This is a genomic window from Bradyrhizobium sp. CSA207 (assembly GCF_029051685.1).
GTDB lineage: Bacteria > Pseudomonadota > Alphaproteobacteria > Rhizobiales > Xanthobacteraceae > Bradyrhizobium.
In genome coordinates, this window is sequence record NZ_JAACFT010000012.1 from 78,842 (window position 1) to 91,804 (window position 12,963).

The 12,963-nt window shown below is 65.7% G+C and carries 12 protein-coding genes; 4 read left to right on the forward strand and 8 right to left on the reverse strand.

The genetic code is table 11. The features are described 5' to 3' along the window. Positions 1-237: 237 nt before the first annotated feature. The 3 genes from GWG65_RS15425 to cobS form a co-directional block, all read right to left on the reverse strand. On the reverse strand, positions 238-1,323 hold the full coding sequence (locus GWG65_RS15425; RefSeq protein WP_275196415.1) for an esterase-like activity of phytase family protein: 1,086 nt from the start codon (positions 1,321-1,323) through the stop codon (positions 238-240). Then, positions 1,320-3,221 (reverse strand): cobaltochelatase subunit CobT, encoded by a 1,902-nt coding sequence (gene cobT / locus GWG65_RS15430; RefSeq protein ID WP_275196416.1) that lies wholly within the window; start codon positions 3,219-3,221, stop codon positions 1,320-1,322. Before cobT ends, GWG65_RS15425 begins: the two co-directional genes overlap by 4 nt. A 163-nt stretch (positions 3,222-3,384) precedes the next feature. Beyond that, positions 3,385-4,383, reverse strand: a complete 999-nt coding sequence (gene cobS / locus GWG65_RS15435) for a cobaltochelatase subunit CobS (RefSeq protein ID WP_275196417.1) — start codon at positions 4,381-4,383, stop codon at positions 3,385-3,387. 296 nt (positions 4,384-4,679) lie between these two features. Here cobS and GWG65_RS15440 point away from each other — a divergent pair, with 296 nt between their 5' ends. Next, complete coding sequence (locus tag GWG65_RS15440) at positions 4,680-5,339, forward strand: DedA family protein (RefSeq protein WP_275196418.1); 660 nt, start codon at positions 4,680-4,682, stop codon at positions 5,337-5,339. 165 nt (positions 5,340-5,504) lie between these two features. Here GWG65_RS15440 and GWG65_RS15445 read toward each other — a convergent pair whose 3' ends face one another. Further along, a complete protein-coding gene (locus tag GWG65_RS15445; RefSeq protein WP_275196419.1) occupies positions 5,505-6,734 on the reverse strand; it encodes a citrate synthase family protein in 1,230 nt (409 codons plus the stop codon). 74 nt (positions 6,735-6,808) lie between these two features. On the opposite strand from GWG65_RS15445, the gene GWG65_RS15450 reads away from it, so the two are divergent. After that, positions 6,809-7,897: a citrate synthase/methylcitrate synthase gene (locus tag GWG65_RS15450; RefSeq protein WP_275196420.1), complete on the forward strand. Its 1,089-nt coding sequence runs from the start codon at positions 6,809-6,811 to the stop codon at positions 7,895-7,897. Positions 7,898-8,228: 331 nt separating this feature from the next. Further along, on the forward strand, positions 8,229-8,387 hold the full coding sequence (locus GWG65_RS15455; protein ID WP_275196421.1) for a hypothetical protein: 159 nt from the start codon (positions 8,229-8,231) through the stop codon (positions 8,385-8,387). Here the strand turns inward: GWG65_RS15455 and GWG65_RS15460 are convergent. Next, positions 8,384-9,019 (reverse strand): DnaJ domain-containing protein, encoded by a 636-nt coding sequence (locus GWG65_RS15460; protein WP_275196422.1) that lies wholly within the window; start codon positions 9,017-9,019, stop codon positions 8,384-8,386. The two genes, GWG65_RS15455 and GWG65_RS15460, sit on opposite strands and share 4 nt — an antisense overlap. A gap of 158 nt (positions 9,020-9,177) precedes the next feature. Between GWG65_RS15460 and GWG65_RS15465 the strand changes: the two genes are divergently transcribed. Beyond that, positions 9,178-9,462: a BolA family protein gene (locus GWG65_RS15465; RefSeq protein WP_275196423.1), complete on the forward strand. Its 285-nt coding sequence runs from the start codon at positions 9,178-9,180 to the stop codon at positions 9,460-9,462. Positions 9,463-9,660: 198 nt separating this feature from the next. Here GWG65_RS15465 and GWG65_RS15470 read toward each other — a convergent pair whose 3' ends face one another. From GWG65_RS15470 to GWG65_RS15480, 3 genes are all read right to left on the reverse strand, one after another. Next, the gene (locus tag GWG65_RS15470) at positions 9,661-10,965 is read right to left on the reverse strand and encodes an HlyC/CorC family transporter (protein ID WP_148740812.1); all 1,305 of its coding nucleotides are present in this window, start codon (positions 10,963-10,965) and stop codon (positions 9,661-9,663) included. Positions 10,966-11,057: 92 nt separating this feature from the next. After that, positions 11,058-12,206: a 3-dehydroquinate synthase gene (gene aroB / locus GWG65_RS15475; RefSeq protein ID WP_275196424.1), complete on the reverse strand. Its 1,149-nt coding sequence runs from the start codon at positions 12,204-12,206 to the stop codon at positions 11,058-11,060. Further along, the gene (locus tag GWG65_RS15480) at positions 12,203-12,814 is read right to left on the reverse strand and encodes a shikimate kinase (protein WP_275196425.1); all 612 of its coding nucleotides are present in this window, start codon (positions 12,812-12,814) and stop codon (positions 12,203-12,205) included. Before GWG65_RS15480 ends, aroB begins: the two co-directional genes overlap by 4 nt. Positions 12,815-12,963: the final 149 nt, after the last annotated feature.

The window sequence follows — 12,963 nt, forward strand, 5'->3', positions numbered from 1 at the left end:
GGGATTACCACCAGCGCGGCGGGAATGGCGGCTAGCGGCGCGATGCATTGCGGTGCGGGTTTGGCGGAAGCCGTCGCCTCACATTCTGCCGTCGTCCCGGCGAAGGCCGGGACCCATACCGCGAGGTCTATCGATTTGGGGTGGTGCTAATCCCGAACGCCAATCTTCGCAAAACTTCTCCCTGTGGTTATGGGTCCCGGCCTTCGCCGGGACGACGGCGGAGGGTGTGGCGCGCCCCTACTCCGCTATCGTGAACTGCAGCAGCAGCGTGCGCTGGAGAAACGAAAAATTGTCGTCGGAGACCAGCGTCAGCACGGTCTCGCCATCGGCGGTGACGTGCGCGTCGATGCCTTCCATGTTGTCGATCTCGTGGCCGAGATCGGCCGCGAACAGCTCGGGGCCGTCGACCAGCGCGTTCGGCGCGATCGACTTGAGCGGGATGGCGCGGATGCGGATGTTGACGCCGGTGAACCAGGAGAATTTTCGCTCGAGGATGAGAAGCTCGCCCGAGGGCAACAGCACCGCATCGCTGATGTCGAATTTTTCGGTGCGGCGGACGCTGAACTGACCGGGCGTGGCACCGCCGATCAGGAACGCGACGAGATTGCCGTCGGCATCCAGTCCGCGCTCGGAGAACGCGATCAGGGTGCCGGCGAGCGGCTGGCCCTTTGACATGTCCCTGGGCACGAACACCAGCGCCTCGAGCCCCTTGTTGGAGGGCAGCTTGCGCACGCCAGGTGGCACCGGCAGCACCTCGCCGCGGGCGCGGGTGCCGCCTTTGGCAAAGTCGTAGCGCATGATCTGGTTGACGCGTTCCAGCCCGACATAGACGAAGTTGCCGTCGCGCGCGATCGCTTCCGAATCATACCAGTGCCGCTTCTCGGTGATCGGCCTGCCTTCCGCATTGAGCAGAGGCGCGGCCTCGACATTGTCGAGCCTGGTCATCTCACGGCCGGAATAGCGGATGGCGCCGGTGAACCAGGCGCCCTGATCCGAGATCGCGAGGAAGCGCTCGCCCTTGTTGTCAAGAAAGCGGAAGCCGGACAATCCGCCAAAGCCGCGATAGGGCGAGGTCAGCACCAGGCCGCTGCGATATTGCAGCGAGCCGAAGCGCACGCGCGAGCGGTCGCGCGGCTCGAACGCGGCAATCGGCCGCGCGTTGACCTCGATGGCAACCGGCTCGGTGACGGCGCGCTCGACCAGCGGCGGCTTCGGCGGCGGCTCGGCCGCAATCTGCGCTTGCGCAAATCGAGAGATTGCGAGAGTGGAGAATCCCGCGGCCGCGTGGCCAATAAAGCTGCGGCGGGATTGATGCTTGCTCACGAATGCAGTTTGCGGCGCGGACGGCTCGGAGCTTGCGTGGGCGCGGTGTTGGTCTCGCTGAAGAGTTCGGCGAGCTTCTCGGTGATGGCGCCGCCGAGCTCTTCGGCGTCCACGATCGTCACCGCGCGGCGATAGTAGCGGGTGACGTCATGGCCGATGCCGATCGCGATCAGCTCGACCGGCGAGCGGGTCTCGATCTCCTCGATGATGTGGCGCAGGTGCCGCTCGAGATAATTGCCCGCATTGACCGACAGCGTGGAATCGTCGACCGGCGCGCCGTCCGAGATCATCATCAGGATCTTGCGCTGCTCGGCCCGGCCGAGCAGGCGCTTGTGCGCCCAGTCCAGCGCCTCGCCGTCGATGTTCTCCTTGAGGAGACCCTCGCGCATCATCAGGCCAAGGTTTTTCCGCGCACGGCGCCAGGGCGCGTCCGCGGATTTGTAGATGATGTGCCTGAGATCGTTGAGGCGGCCGGGATTGGCCGGCTTGCCGGCGGCAAGCCAGGCCTCGCGGGACTGGCCGCCCTTCCAGGCGCGCGTGGTGAAGCCGAGAATCTCGACCTTGACGCCGCACCGCTCCAGCGTGCGGGCGAGAATGTCGGCGCAGGTCGCCGCCACCGTAATGGGGCGTCCGCGCATCGAGCCGGAATTGTCGAGCAGCAGCGTCACCACGGTGTCGCGGAAGGTCGCCTCCTTCTCGTGCATGAACGACAGCGGATGATAGGGATCGGTCACCACGCGCGACAGGCGCGCAGGGTCCAAAATACCCTCTTCGAGGTCGAACTCCCAGGCGCGGTTCTGCTGCGCCATCAAGCGCCTCTGAAGCCGGTTGGCCAGACGCGCGACGATGCCCTGCAGATGCGCGAGCTGCTTGTCGAGATAAGCGCGCAGGCGCTCCAGCTCGTCATGGTCGCAGAGGTCCTCGGCGGCGATGATCTCGTCGAATTTCGGCGCGAAGGCGTGGTATTCCGGACCGCGCGGCTCGTTGGCCCCGCGCGAATTCGGCCGCGTCGCCTCGCCCGGCGTCTCGTCGTCGCCGAGTTCGCCGTCGTCGAACGTATCCGAGGTCGAGGCCTGCGCGCTTTCCATCGCGCTCTCGCTCATCTCCTCGCTCGAGGCCTGCGCCTGGTCGGCGCTCATCTCCTGGGCGGCATCGGAATCCGGCGAGCCCTCGGCGCCGGACTGGTCGTTGTCGCCGTCGCGGTTCTCGTCCTGATCGTCATCGTCCTCGCTGTCGGCATTGCGCTCGTCGCCGAGCTCGAGCGCCGACAACAGATCATGCACGGCGTCGCCGAACCGGGTCTGGTCCTCGACGAGATGGTCGAGCCGGTCGAGCCGCCTGCCGATCTTGTCCTCGAGAATGGGCCGCCAGAGGTCGACCACCTTCTTCGCCGCGGTCGGCGGCGCCATCCCGGTCAGACGCTCGCGCACCAGCATCGCCAGCGCGTCGGCGAGCGGGGCGTCGGCACGATCGGTGATCTCGTCGAACTTGCCGCGATGGAAATGGTCGTCGAGCATCGCGGTGAGATTCTTGGCAACGCCGGCCATGCGGCGTGCGCCGATCGCCTCGACCCGGGCCTGCTCCACCGCCTCGAACACGCCGCGCGCCTGCGGATTGCCGGGCATCAGCTTGCGATGCAGTTTTGGATCGTGACAGGCGAGCTTGAGCGCGATGGAATCGGCGTGGCCTCGCACGATCGCGGCATCCCGCTTGGTCATTTTTCGCGCGGGTTCGGGCAAACGGGCTTTACCTGGCGCCAGCCCCGGCCGCTCGGCGGCGAAGCTGACGTCGAGCTCGGGCGTCTTGGCGATCGCCTTCAGGCACGACGCCACCGAGCGCTTGAACGGCTCGGTCGGAGCTTCCTTGGTGTTGCGGAATTTGGAGTTGGAGGTGGTCATTTCACCCTATCCGTCGTCCCGGCGAAGGCCGGGACCCATAACCACCGGCCGTTGTCGGTTTGGGAAAACTATCAGCGTCGCTTCACCGTGAGACCTCGCGGTATGGGTCCCGGCCCCCCCGTGCGCAAGTGCGCACTAGGCCGGGACGACACACCGTGAGCGATCAGCTCAGCGCCACGTTGACCGCCGATTCCGGAAGCTCGGCGTTGAAGCAGCGCTGATAGAACTCGGCGACCAGCGGACGCTCGAGCTCGTCGCACTTGTTGAGGAAGGTGACGCGGAAGGCGAAGCCGATATCGCTGAAGATGTCGGCGTTTTCCGCCCAGGTGATCACCGTACGCGGGCTCATCACCGTCGACAGATCACCATTGGCGAACGCGTTGCGGGTGAGATCGGCGAGGCGCACCATCTTGTTGACGATGTCGCGGCCCTCCGTAGTGCGATAGTGCTTGGCCTTCGCCAGCACGATCTCCACTTCCTCGTCATGGCTGAGATAGTTCAGCGTGGTGACGATCGACCAGCGGTCCATCTGGCCCTGGTTGATCTGCTGGGTGCCGTGATAGAGGCCGGAGGTGTCGCCGAGGCCGACGGTGTTGGCGGTCGCGAACAGCCGGAACGACGGGTGCGGTTTGATCACCTTGTTCTGGTCGAGCAGCGTCAGGCGGCCGGAGACCTCCAGCACGCGCTGGATCACGAACATCACGTCGGGGCGGCCGGCGTCATATTCGTCGAACACCAGCGCGACGTTGTTCTGGAGCGCCCAGGGCAGGATGCCGTCGCGGAATTCGGTGACCTGCTTGCCGTCGCGGACCACGATCGAGTCCTTGCCGACGAGGTCGATACGGCTGATGTGGCTGTCGAGGTTGACGCGCACGCAGGGCCAGTTCAGCCGGGCAGCGACCTGTTCGATATGGGTGGATTTGCCGGTGCCATGATAGCCGGTGACCATGACGCGGCGGTTCTTGGCGAAGCCGGCGAGGATGGCGAGCGTGGTGGCGCGGTCGAAGCGGTAGTCGGAATCGACTTCGGGCACGTGAGGATCGACTTCGGAATAGGCCGGCACTTCGAGATCGCTGTCGATCCCGAACACCTGGCGCACCGACACCTTCATGTCGGGCAGACCGGAAATTTCCTCAATTTTGGACAGGGCGGCGGTCGTCATCAATCCTCCGAGATCCCGGGCGATCCCGAGACCAGTTATTTGCACATTGGCTGCGGCTGGGTGCGCTTGCGAACCTATCAGAGACAACGTGCCGGCAGAAGCCCGCGCCACAATCAAAGTTCCGTTGTCTTTTCACTTAGATAGGCAAGGAACGCAGTTTTTGGAGGGCTGCCTTGCGAATCACGCTTGAATTTCGGGCGGGATGCCAGCCCTGCCTACGCGAGTGGCACTTTTACCGCGGGGCGTTACTTATGTAGGGTTCGAACCAAAGCGCCAGCCCCAACACGAAAGACGACGTGACGTCCTTTCTCGATCCCCTCATTGCATTCGTCTCGGCCCATGCCTGGCTGGCCTATCTGACCCTGTTTCTGGCGGCGCTGCTGGAGGCCGTTCCGGTGGTCGGATCGGTGGTTCCGGGCTCGACCATCATCCTGGCGCTGAGCGCGCTGGTTCCGGGTGGGGAGCTCAAGCTGCAATGGGTGCTGCTGGCCGCCGCCTGCGGCGCCGTCCTCGGTGACGGCTCAGCCTACTGGATCGGGCACCGGCAGCAGCGCGAGATCCTCAACACCTGGCCGCTGACCAATTATCCGCGCGTGGTGGCCGAGAGCGAAAGTTTCTTCAACCGCTTCGGCACCTGGGCCGTGTTCTTCGCCCGATTCGTGCCGCCGATCCGCGCCTTTGTGCCGGTCACGGCCGGCGCGCTCGGCATGACGCCCGCTCGCTTCTACGCCATCAACATCCCGGCGATCCTGGCCTGGGCGCCGGCGCACGTGCTGCCGGGCGTGCTGGCGGTGTCCGCCCTGCACGAATATGCCGGACTGCCGCACCATGAGCATATCGGCAAGCACATCTGGATCGTCAGCGTGGTCGGCGTGGCGATCATCGCAGGGCTGGCGATCTGGACCATCCATCGCCGCCATGGCAGCGGCGTCGCGGCGGCGAAGCCGCGGGGTTGATGGCACCACACCCACAGGTGTCGTCCCGGCGAAGGCCGGGACCCATTGCCACAGAAAACAGTTTGGCGAAGATTAGTGGTTCGGTACTGCTAGCGTCCGCAACCGATGGATTCCGCGGTATGGGTCCCGGCCTTCGCCGGGACGACGGCGGAGAAGTTCGCGCTCTTAAATCTTCAACTCCACCGCTCCCGCTCTCCGCCCCGGCGCAGGACCAACATACCGCGCACGCGGGCGGATCAGCTTGCCGTGCTGCAATTGCTCGCTGGCATGCGCGATCCAGCCGACGCTGCGAGCCATGGCGAACAGCGCCAGCTCGCTGCCGGGCGGCAAGCGCAGCGCATGCACGAGCACCGCCAGCGCGTAGTCGATATTGACGAGCTCGCCGGTCGCCTCTGCGATGCGCTCCGGCACCTCTTTGGTGAATTTGCGCGGTGCGCCGGCGCGGGCCAGCGCATTCAGCAGCGACTGCGCGCGCCGGTCGCCGCGCTTGTAGACGCCATGACCGAAGCCGGCAAAGCGCTCGCCGAGCGCGACGCGTTCGCGCACCATCGGCTCGACGTCACGATCCACCAGCGTCTTGACCAGCTGCGAGGCGAGCACACCGGCGCCGCCATGCTTCGGCCCCTTCAGCGCGGCGAGGCCGGCGATGACGGCATCATAGAGATTGAGGCCGGTCGAGGCCGCGCAGCGCGCAGTGAAGGTGGAGGCGTTCAATTCATGCTCGGCCAGCAGCACCAGTGCGCGGCGGATGAGATCAGCGGCGTGCTTGTTGTCGGGCGCCCAGGCGCGCGCGATCTGCTGGTGCAACGGCTCGGCTGACGGCTCGGAGTTGAGCATGGTCGCGACCAGGAGCCGGACGATGCGCGCACCGACCATCGCACGTCCATCATGCGCGCGGGTGAAGGCGCGCGGGTCGGCGCTCGATGCAAGCGCCAGCACGGCGATGGCGCGATCGATCGGCGCGGCACGGCGCGCGGCCTGCGCGATCCCGTGCATCTCGTCGGAGACCACAGGGAAATTGTCCGGCGCAAAGGGATCGACGCCGGAGACGTCCCAGAGCAGGGTCGCGGTGTGCTCGAGCGTGTCGTTCTCGGCGAGATCGACGCAGTTGACGCCGCGGTAGATCGCACCCTCCTCGGTGATGGTCGAAATCTCCGTGTCCATCACCGGCAGGTCGGCGTCGAAGCTGCGCAGGCCGCGCGGCTCCGGCGACGGCACGCGGCGCTCCTTCAGGGCGCGGACGTCCTCGGCGCGGTAGCGGTTTTTTCGCGAGTCCTGCGTCGGCTCGGAGCGGATCAGGCCACGGCTGACATAGGCGTAGAGCGTGGCCGGCGAGATCGCGAGCTCGGCGGCGGCTTCGCGGGCGGAGAGATAGAGCTCCGGACAATTTTTCATATTGATTGATGTAATCAAGATTGATCAATCTGTCGAGAGGCCCGACCTTTTCAAGCGTGAAAAGGAGATTGGCCATGAATATCCACCTCACCAAAAGCCAGATCGGGCTGGACGGCGTCCCCGCGGCCGAAACAGTGCTGAGCCATGTCGACGGCGAGCGCGGCGAACTGATCATCGCCGGCGAGCATGTCGGCCGACTGGCCGCGACATCGAGCTTTGAGGGCGTCACCGCCCGGCTCTGGAACGGCGCGAGCAAGAGCACGCTCAGCGAAGCCAATGTGCGCGCGAACCTTGGTTTGGCGCGCGAGCGCGCCTTCGCGCGACTGCCGGACCTTTTGCCGGCAACGCGCGGCATGGGCATCATCGACGGCTTTCGTGCAGCCGTCGCCGGCCTGCGCGCAGAGAACGGGCTGGAGGATGAGGCCACCATCGTCGGCGCGTTTCCGGTGATTGCCGGCGCGCTGGTCCGCCGCGCCGGGGGTCTCGACCCCGTCACGCCCGATCCGAATGCGAGCCATGCCGCCGATACGCTTCGGATGCTGCGCGGCACGTCACCGGAGCCGCGCGAGGTCGCGGCGCTGGACGCCTATTTCGTCACGGTCTGCGATCATGGCATGAATGCGTCGACCTTCACCGCGCGCGTGGTGGCCTCGACACAGGCTGACCTGTTCGCTGCAGTTACGGCCGGCTATTGCGCACTGACCGGGCCCCTGCACGGCGGCGCGCCGGAGCCGGTGCTGGAAATGCTGGATGCGATTGGCTCCAGCGAGCGGATCAAGCCGTGGGTCGACGCGGCGCTGGCACGCGGCGAGCGGCTGATGGGCTTTGGCCATCGCGTCTATCGCGTGCGCGACCCGCGCGCCGACGTGCTCAAGGCCGCGATCGAACGGCTTTCCGCTGGTGGCGCCGACCTGCCCTTCGCCGGCGAGGTCGAAGCCTATATCCGCGCAGCATTGCGCAACAAGAATCCGGAGCGGCCGCTGGAGACCAATGTGGAGTTCTTCACCGCGATCCTGCTCGATGCCCTCGCGATCCCGCGCCAGGCTTTTACGCCGGTCTTCGCGGTGGCGCGCGCCGCCGGCTGGACCGCGCACGCGCGCGAGCAGCAGCGGACGGGACGGCTGATCCGGCCGAGCTCGTCCTATGTAGGAGCGATGCCTTAGTGAGGGCGCGTAGCCCGGGTGGAGCAAAAGCGTAATCCGGGGAAGCAGATCGTGACGCGAGAAGTCCCGGATTACGCTGACGCTTCATCCGGGCTACGGCTCAAGCGCGCTAGTCTTGCTGCATAAGACCCTCATGGTGAGGAGCGCGAAGCGCGTCTCGAACCATGAAGCGCGTCTCGAACCATGAAGGCCCGGATCTTGCCCGGCGCCATCCTTCGAGACGCGCGTTCCGCGCTCCTCGGGATAAGGAGACAGCCACGCTGGAACACGCGCGCGTCTCGGGACTTACCTATCCAGCTCCCGCGCACCAGGAACGCAAGGCTGGACTTGTTTGAGCGGCGGTCCCCGGGTCAAGGAGCCGCCGGCGCGCAAGGGCTTTGGGGTCGGCGCGGTCGACGGCATCATCCGGACCTTGCGCGGAAGGGTTACCCGGCAGTGGAGGTCGGAAGGACTGCTGTGCGAACTGTCCTTCCCGGAGATCGTTGCCTAGGCCTCGCGCACCACGGTCTTCAGGTAATTATACGCCTTGATGATCTCGATCAGGCGGTCCTCGGTCGAGCGGTCGCCGCCATTGGCATCGGGGTGATGCTGCTTCACGAGCGCCTTGTACTTGCTCTTGACGTCGGCGAGCGTGGCGTTGGGGCCGAGGCCCATCACCTGGAGCGCCTTGCGCTCGGCGTTCATCACCTTGCGCGTCTCGGGCTTGGGCGGGGCTTCCGGGCCCCGGCGCCAGCTGGCGCGGCCGTTGAGCTCCGAGAACATGCTGAACGGATCGAAGGCGCCATCGATCTCGGCCTCCGCACCCTTCTTGACGCCGCCATTGGCGCCCATCTTCCAGGTCGGACGGTGGCCGGTCAGCGCGTCCTTCTGGTAGCGCGCCACGGCATCGGCATTCATGCCGGAGAAGAAATTGTAGGACTGGTTGTACTCACGCACGTGGTTCAGGCAGAAGTGCCAGTACTCGCGCGAATTCTCGCGGCCCTTGGGCGCGCGGTGGGCGCCCTTGTTCTGGCACCCGGCCCACTCGCAATTGACCACGGTGTCGCGCGGCTTCGCTTCCGGCTTGCCCTTGGTCGGCTTGACCCGGATGGAGTCGAAGAACTTTGATGAATCGATCGGCATGACCAACTTTGACTACGCAATGCCAAAACCTTCAAGTCTTGACATTGTGATTAGGACAAAACCCCCATAGCCGAAGCTTGCCTTCGGCAAGAACGGCCGCCCAAGGCGGCCTATGGGGGGCATTGACGTAGTGCGATCCGCGCACCTTAAAGGCACACATGATAAGTAAAGATCTAGCTACCAGAGACATTATCAGCAACAAGTTGCAGGAAGCTTTCGCGCCGGAAAGCCTGCAGGTCGTCGACGAGTCACATCTGCACGAGGGCCATGCCGGCCATCGGCCGAGCGGCGAGACGCACTTTCGCGTCTATATCGTGTCTGCGGCCTTCAAAGGGAAGAGCCGGGTCGAGCGTCATCGCATGATAAATTCAGCGCTGACCGCGGAACTCTCCGGCAGCGTGCACGCGCTGGCGATCCATGCGCAGGCGCCGGGGGAAGGGTGATCTCGCTTACCCTCCCCTGGAGGGGGAGGGTCGGCACGCGATCGAGCGAAGCGAGATGCGTGACGGGGTGGGGTGATCTCTCCTCTCGGGCAGTGTTCGATGTGGAGAGACCGTCACCCACCCCGCTACGCATTGCGCTGCGCTTCATGCGCAGCGACCCTCCCCCTCCAGGGTCCCTCCAGGGGAGGGTAAGTGAAATCAAAACGAGGTCCCTGCCCGTCGCGGCTTGGCTTCCTCGACCTCGGCGTCGCGCGGCACCGGTGAAATACGGAGTGCGGTGATGCGGTTGCGCTCGCGGCGGAGCACGCGGAAACGGAAGCCGTGGAACGTGAAGCTCTGGCCGCGGTCGGGGATCGAACGCGCCTCGTGAATGACGAGGCCGGCGACCGTGGTTGCCTCTTCGTCGGGCAGATGCCAGTCCATGGCGCGGTTGAGGTCGCGGATCGGCACCGAGCCGTCGACCACGACCGAACCGTCCGGCTGGGCCCGCACGCCGGCGACCACGACATCGTGCTCGTCGGAGATATCACCGACAATCTCTTCCAGAATGTCTTCCAGCGTCACGAGACCTTCAACCTCGCCATACTCGTCGACGACGAGCGCGAAATGAGTCTTGCGGCGGCGGAACGCCTTGAGCTGCTCGGAGACCGGCCGCATCTCCGGCACGAACCAGGGCGGCAGCGCGATGGTGGAGACATCGATGCGCGAGGTGTCGCCGTCGGAGGCACGGATCGCGCGGAGCAGGTCCTTGGCATGAAGCACGCCGATGATGTTTTCCGGCTTTTCGCGCCAGAGCGGGATGCGGGTGTACTCGGTCGCCAGCACCTCGCGCACCAGTTCCTCCGGCGGCAGGTCGGCGTTGATCATCATCATCTCGGTGCGATGGATCATGACGTCGGAGACCTGAAGCTCGCGCAAATCCAGCAGGCCGCCGAGCATGTCGCGGTCCTGCTTCTCGAACTTGCCCTCATGGTGCAGCAGGTCGACCGCGCCGCGCAGGCGCTCGGTCGGCGACAGGATCGCCTGGTGCTCGCCGGCAAGGCCGAACAGGCGCATCAACAGCCGCACCACGATTTCGACCACGTGAAGCAGCGGACCGAGCACGTACATCGTCAGCCGCATCGGGCGCGCAACCGCCAGCGCCATGCGGTCCGGCGCGTTGATCGCGATGGTCTTGGGCAGAACTTCGGCGAAGATCACGACCAGCACGGTCATCACGCCGGTCGCATAGAGCACGCCGACATCGCCGAACCAGCCCGTGAAGATGCTGGTGGCCAATGCGGATGCACTGATGTTGGCGATGTTGTTGCCGAGCAGCAGCGCGCCGATTAGGCGCTCGCGCATGTCGAGCAGCCGCGAGACGACGTCGGCCTCGCGATTACCCTGCTTGGAAAGCCGCAGCATGCTGGCGCGCGAGGCGCCGGTCAGCGCGGTTTCGCTCGCGGCGAAGAATCCCGAGACCAGGAGGCAGAAAATGACGATGGTGAATCCGAGCCAGTCCATGCACCACTCGAGTTTCTCGTTTTGACGCGTCTTCTTTACGCGAACCGGTAGCCACTTCGCTCGAAAACGCTTTAGCGCCGTTCAGCCGCGCATCACGCCTTGTGCGCGAGCTTGTCCTTGAGAAAATCACGCACCGGCGCCGGCTCGACGTCCTTGGCGATGACGGCGCGCCCCACCGCCTCAAGCAGGATGAAGGTGAGCTTGCCGCGCTTGACCTTCTTGTCCTGCGCCATCAAGGCCATCAGCGCGTCAGCATCGGCAAGCCCCTCCTGCGCGAAGCCCGCGATATCCTGCAAGCGGGTCGGCAGGCCGGCCTCAACCAGATGATGCTCGACGCGCTCGGCATCTGCGTCGCCGATCATGCCGAGCTTCGCCGAGAACTGCGCCGCCAGCGTCATGCCGATCGCGACGCCCTCGCCGTGAAAAAGGCGGTCGGAGAAACCAGTCGCAGCTTCCAGCGCGTGGCCAAAAGTGTGGCCGAGATTGAGCAGTGCGCGTTCGCCGGTCTCGCGCTCATCGCGCGAGACCACGCCTGCCTTGGCGCGGCAGGAGGTCGCGATCGCATGCTCGCGCGCGGAGCCGCCCTTGAAGATGTCGGAATGGTTCTTCTCCAGCCAGGTGAAGAAGGCTTCGTCGCCGAGCACGCCGTATTTGGCGACCTCGGCATAGCCGGCGCGGAATTGCCGCGGCGACAGCGTATCGAGCACGGCAGTGTCGGCGATCACCAGCACAGGCTGGTGAAAGGCGCCGAGCAGATTCTTGCCCTGCGGCGAGTTGATGCCGGTCTTGCCGCCGACGCTGGAATCGACCTGCGCCAGCAGCGAGGTCGGCACCTGCACGAAATCGACACCGCGGCGCAGGATCGCGGCGGCGAAGCCGGCGAGATCGCCGACCACGCCGCCGCCGAGCGCGATGACGAGATCGTTGCGCTCGATTTTTGCGGCGATCAGGGCTTCGCTGACCTTCTCGAGGCCGGCATAGGTCTTGGAGATCTCGCCTTCCTCGACCACGACGCGCGAGGTCGGAATGCCGGCAGCTTTGAGCGATGCCTCGGCGGGCTCGAGCCAGTGCTTTGCCACGGTGCGGTCGGTCACAACAGCGGTGCGCACGCCAGGGCGCAAAGCAGCGACCCGTTCGCCGAGCGAGGCCAGCGCGCCGCGGCCGATGACGATGTCATAGGCGCGGTCGCCGAGCGCGACGTTGACGACCACGGGATCGGAATGTTTCAAAGGCGCGGTCATCGTGCGGCACTCGCGACGTCGGATGGTGGTTCACCGCACAGATGCGCGTGCAGCGCCTCGATCGTTTCGTCAACGATCCGGTCATGCGGCACGTCACGCGAGGCGATGGTGAGGTCGGCATGGCCATAGACCGGCTCGCGCTCGGTCATCAGGCGCGTCACGGTTCCCTCGGGATCGGCGGTCTGGAGCAGCGGACGGTCGGCTCGGCGGCGCACGCGGCGCATGATGACGTCGTGATCCGCCTTGAGCCAGATCGAGACCGCCTTGGCGGCGATGCGCGCCCGGGTCTCCTCGCGCATGAAAGCGCCGCCGCCGGTGGCGAGCACGATCGGCCCGCCGTCCAGGAGACGCGCGATCACCCGCGCCTCGCCGTCGCGGAAATGCGGCTCGCCGTGGCGCTCGAAAATCTCCGGTATGGTCATCCGGGCGGCCGTCTCGATCTCGGTGTCGGCGTCCACGAAGGGCAGCTTGAGCCGCGCCGCCATGCGCCGGCCGATGGTGGATTTGCCGACCCCCATCATGCCGACCAGCACAATCGAGCGCGCGCCAAGGGCCGACAAAATGTCGGCCTCAGGCGAGGCAGGTGCTGGCAACGCGGCGTCGGACATGTCCCTCGCTCGATCTGGCGCAAGATGCGACATCCGGCCACCTATACTACCCCCCGAGCGGCCCTCGCCAGAGGACTCTTGCCACGAAACGGCGAACATGTTGGATGATTTCATTGGCTAATTTGCCTATCTCAGACCTCGCCCGAGAC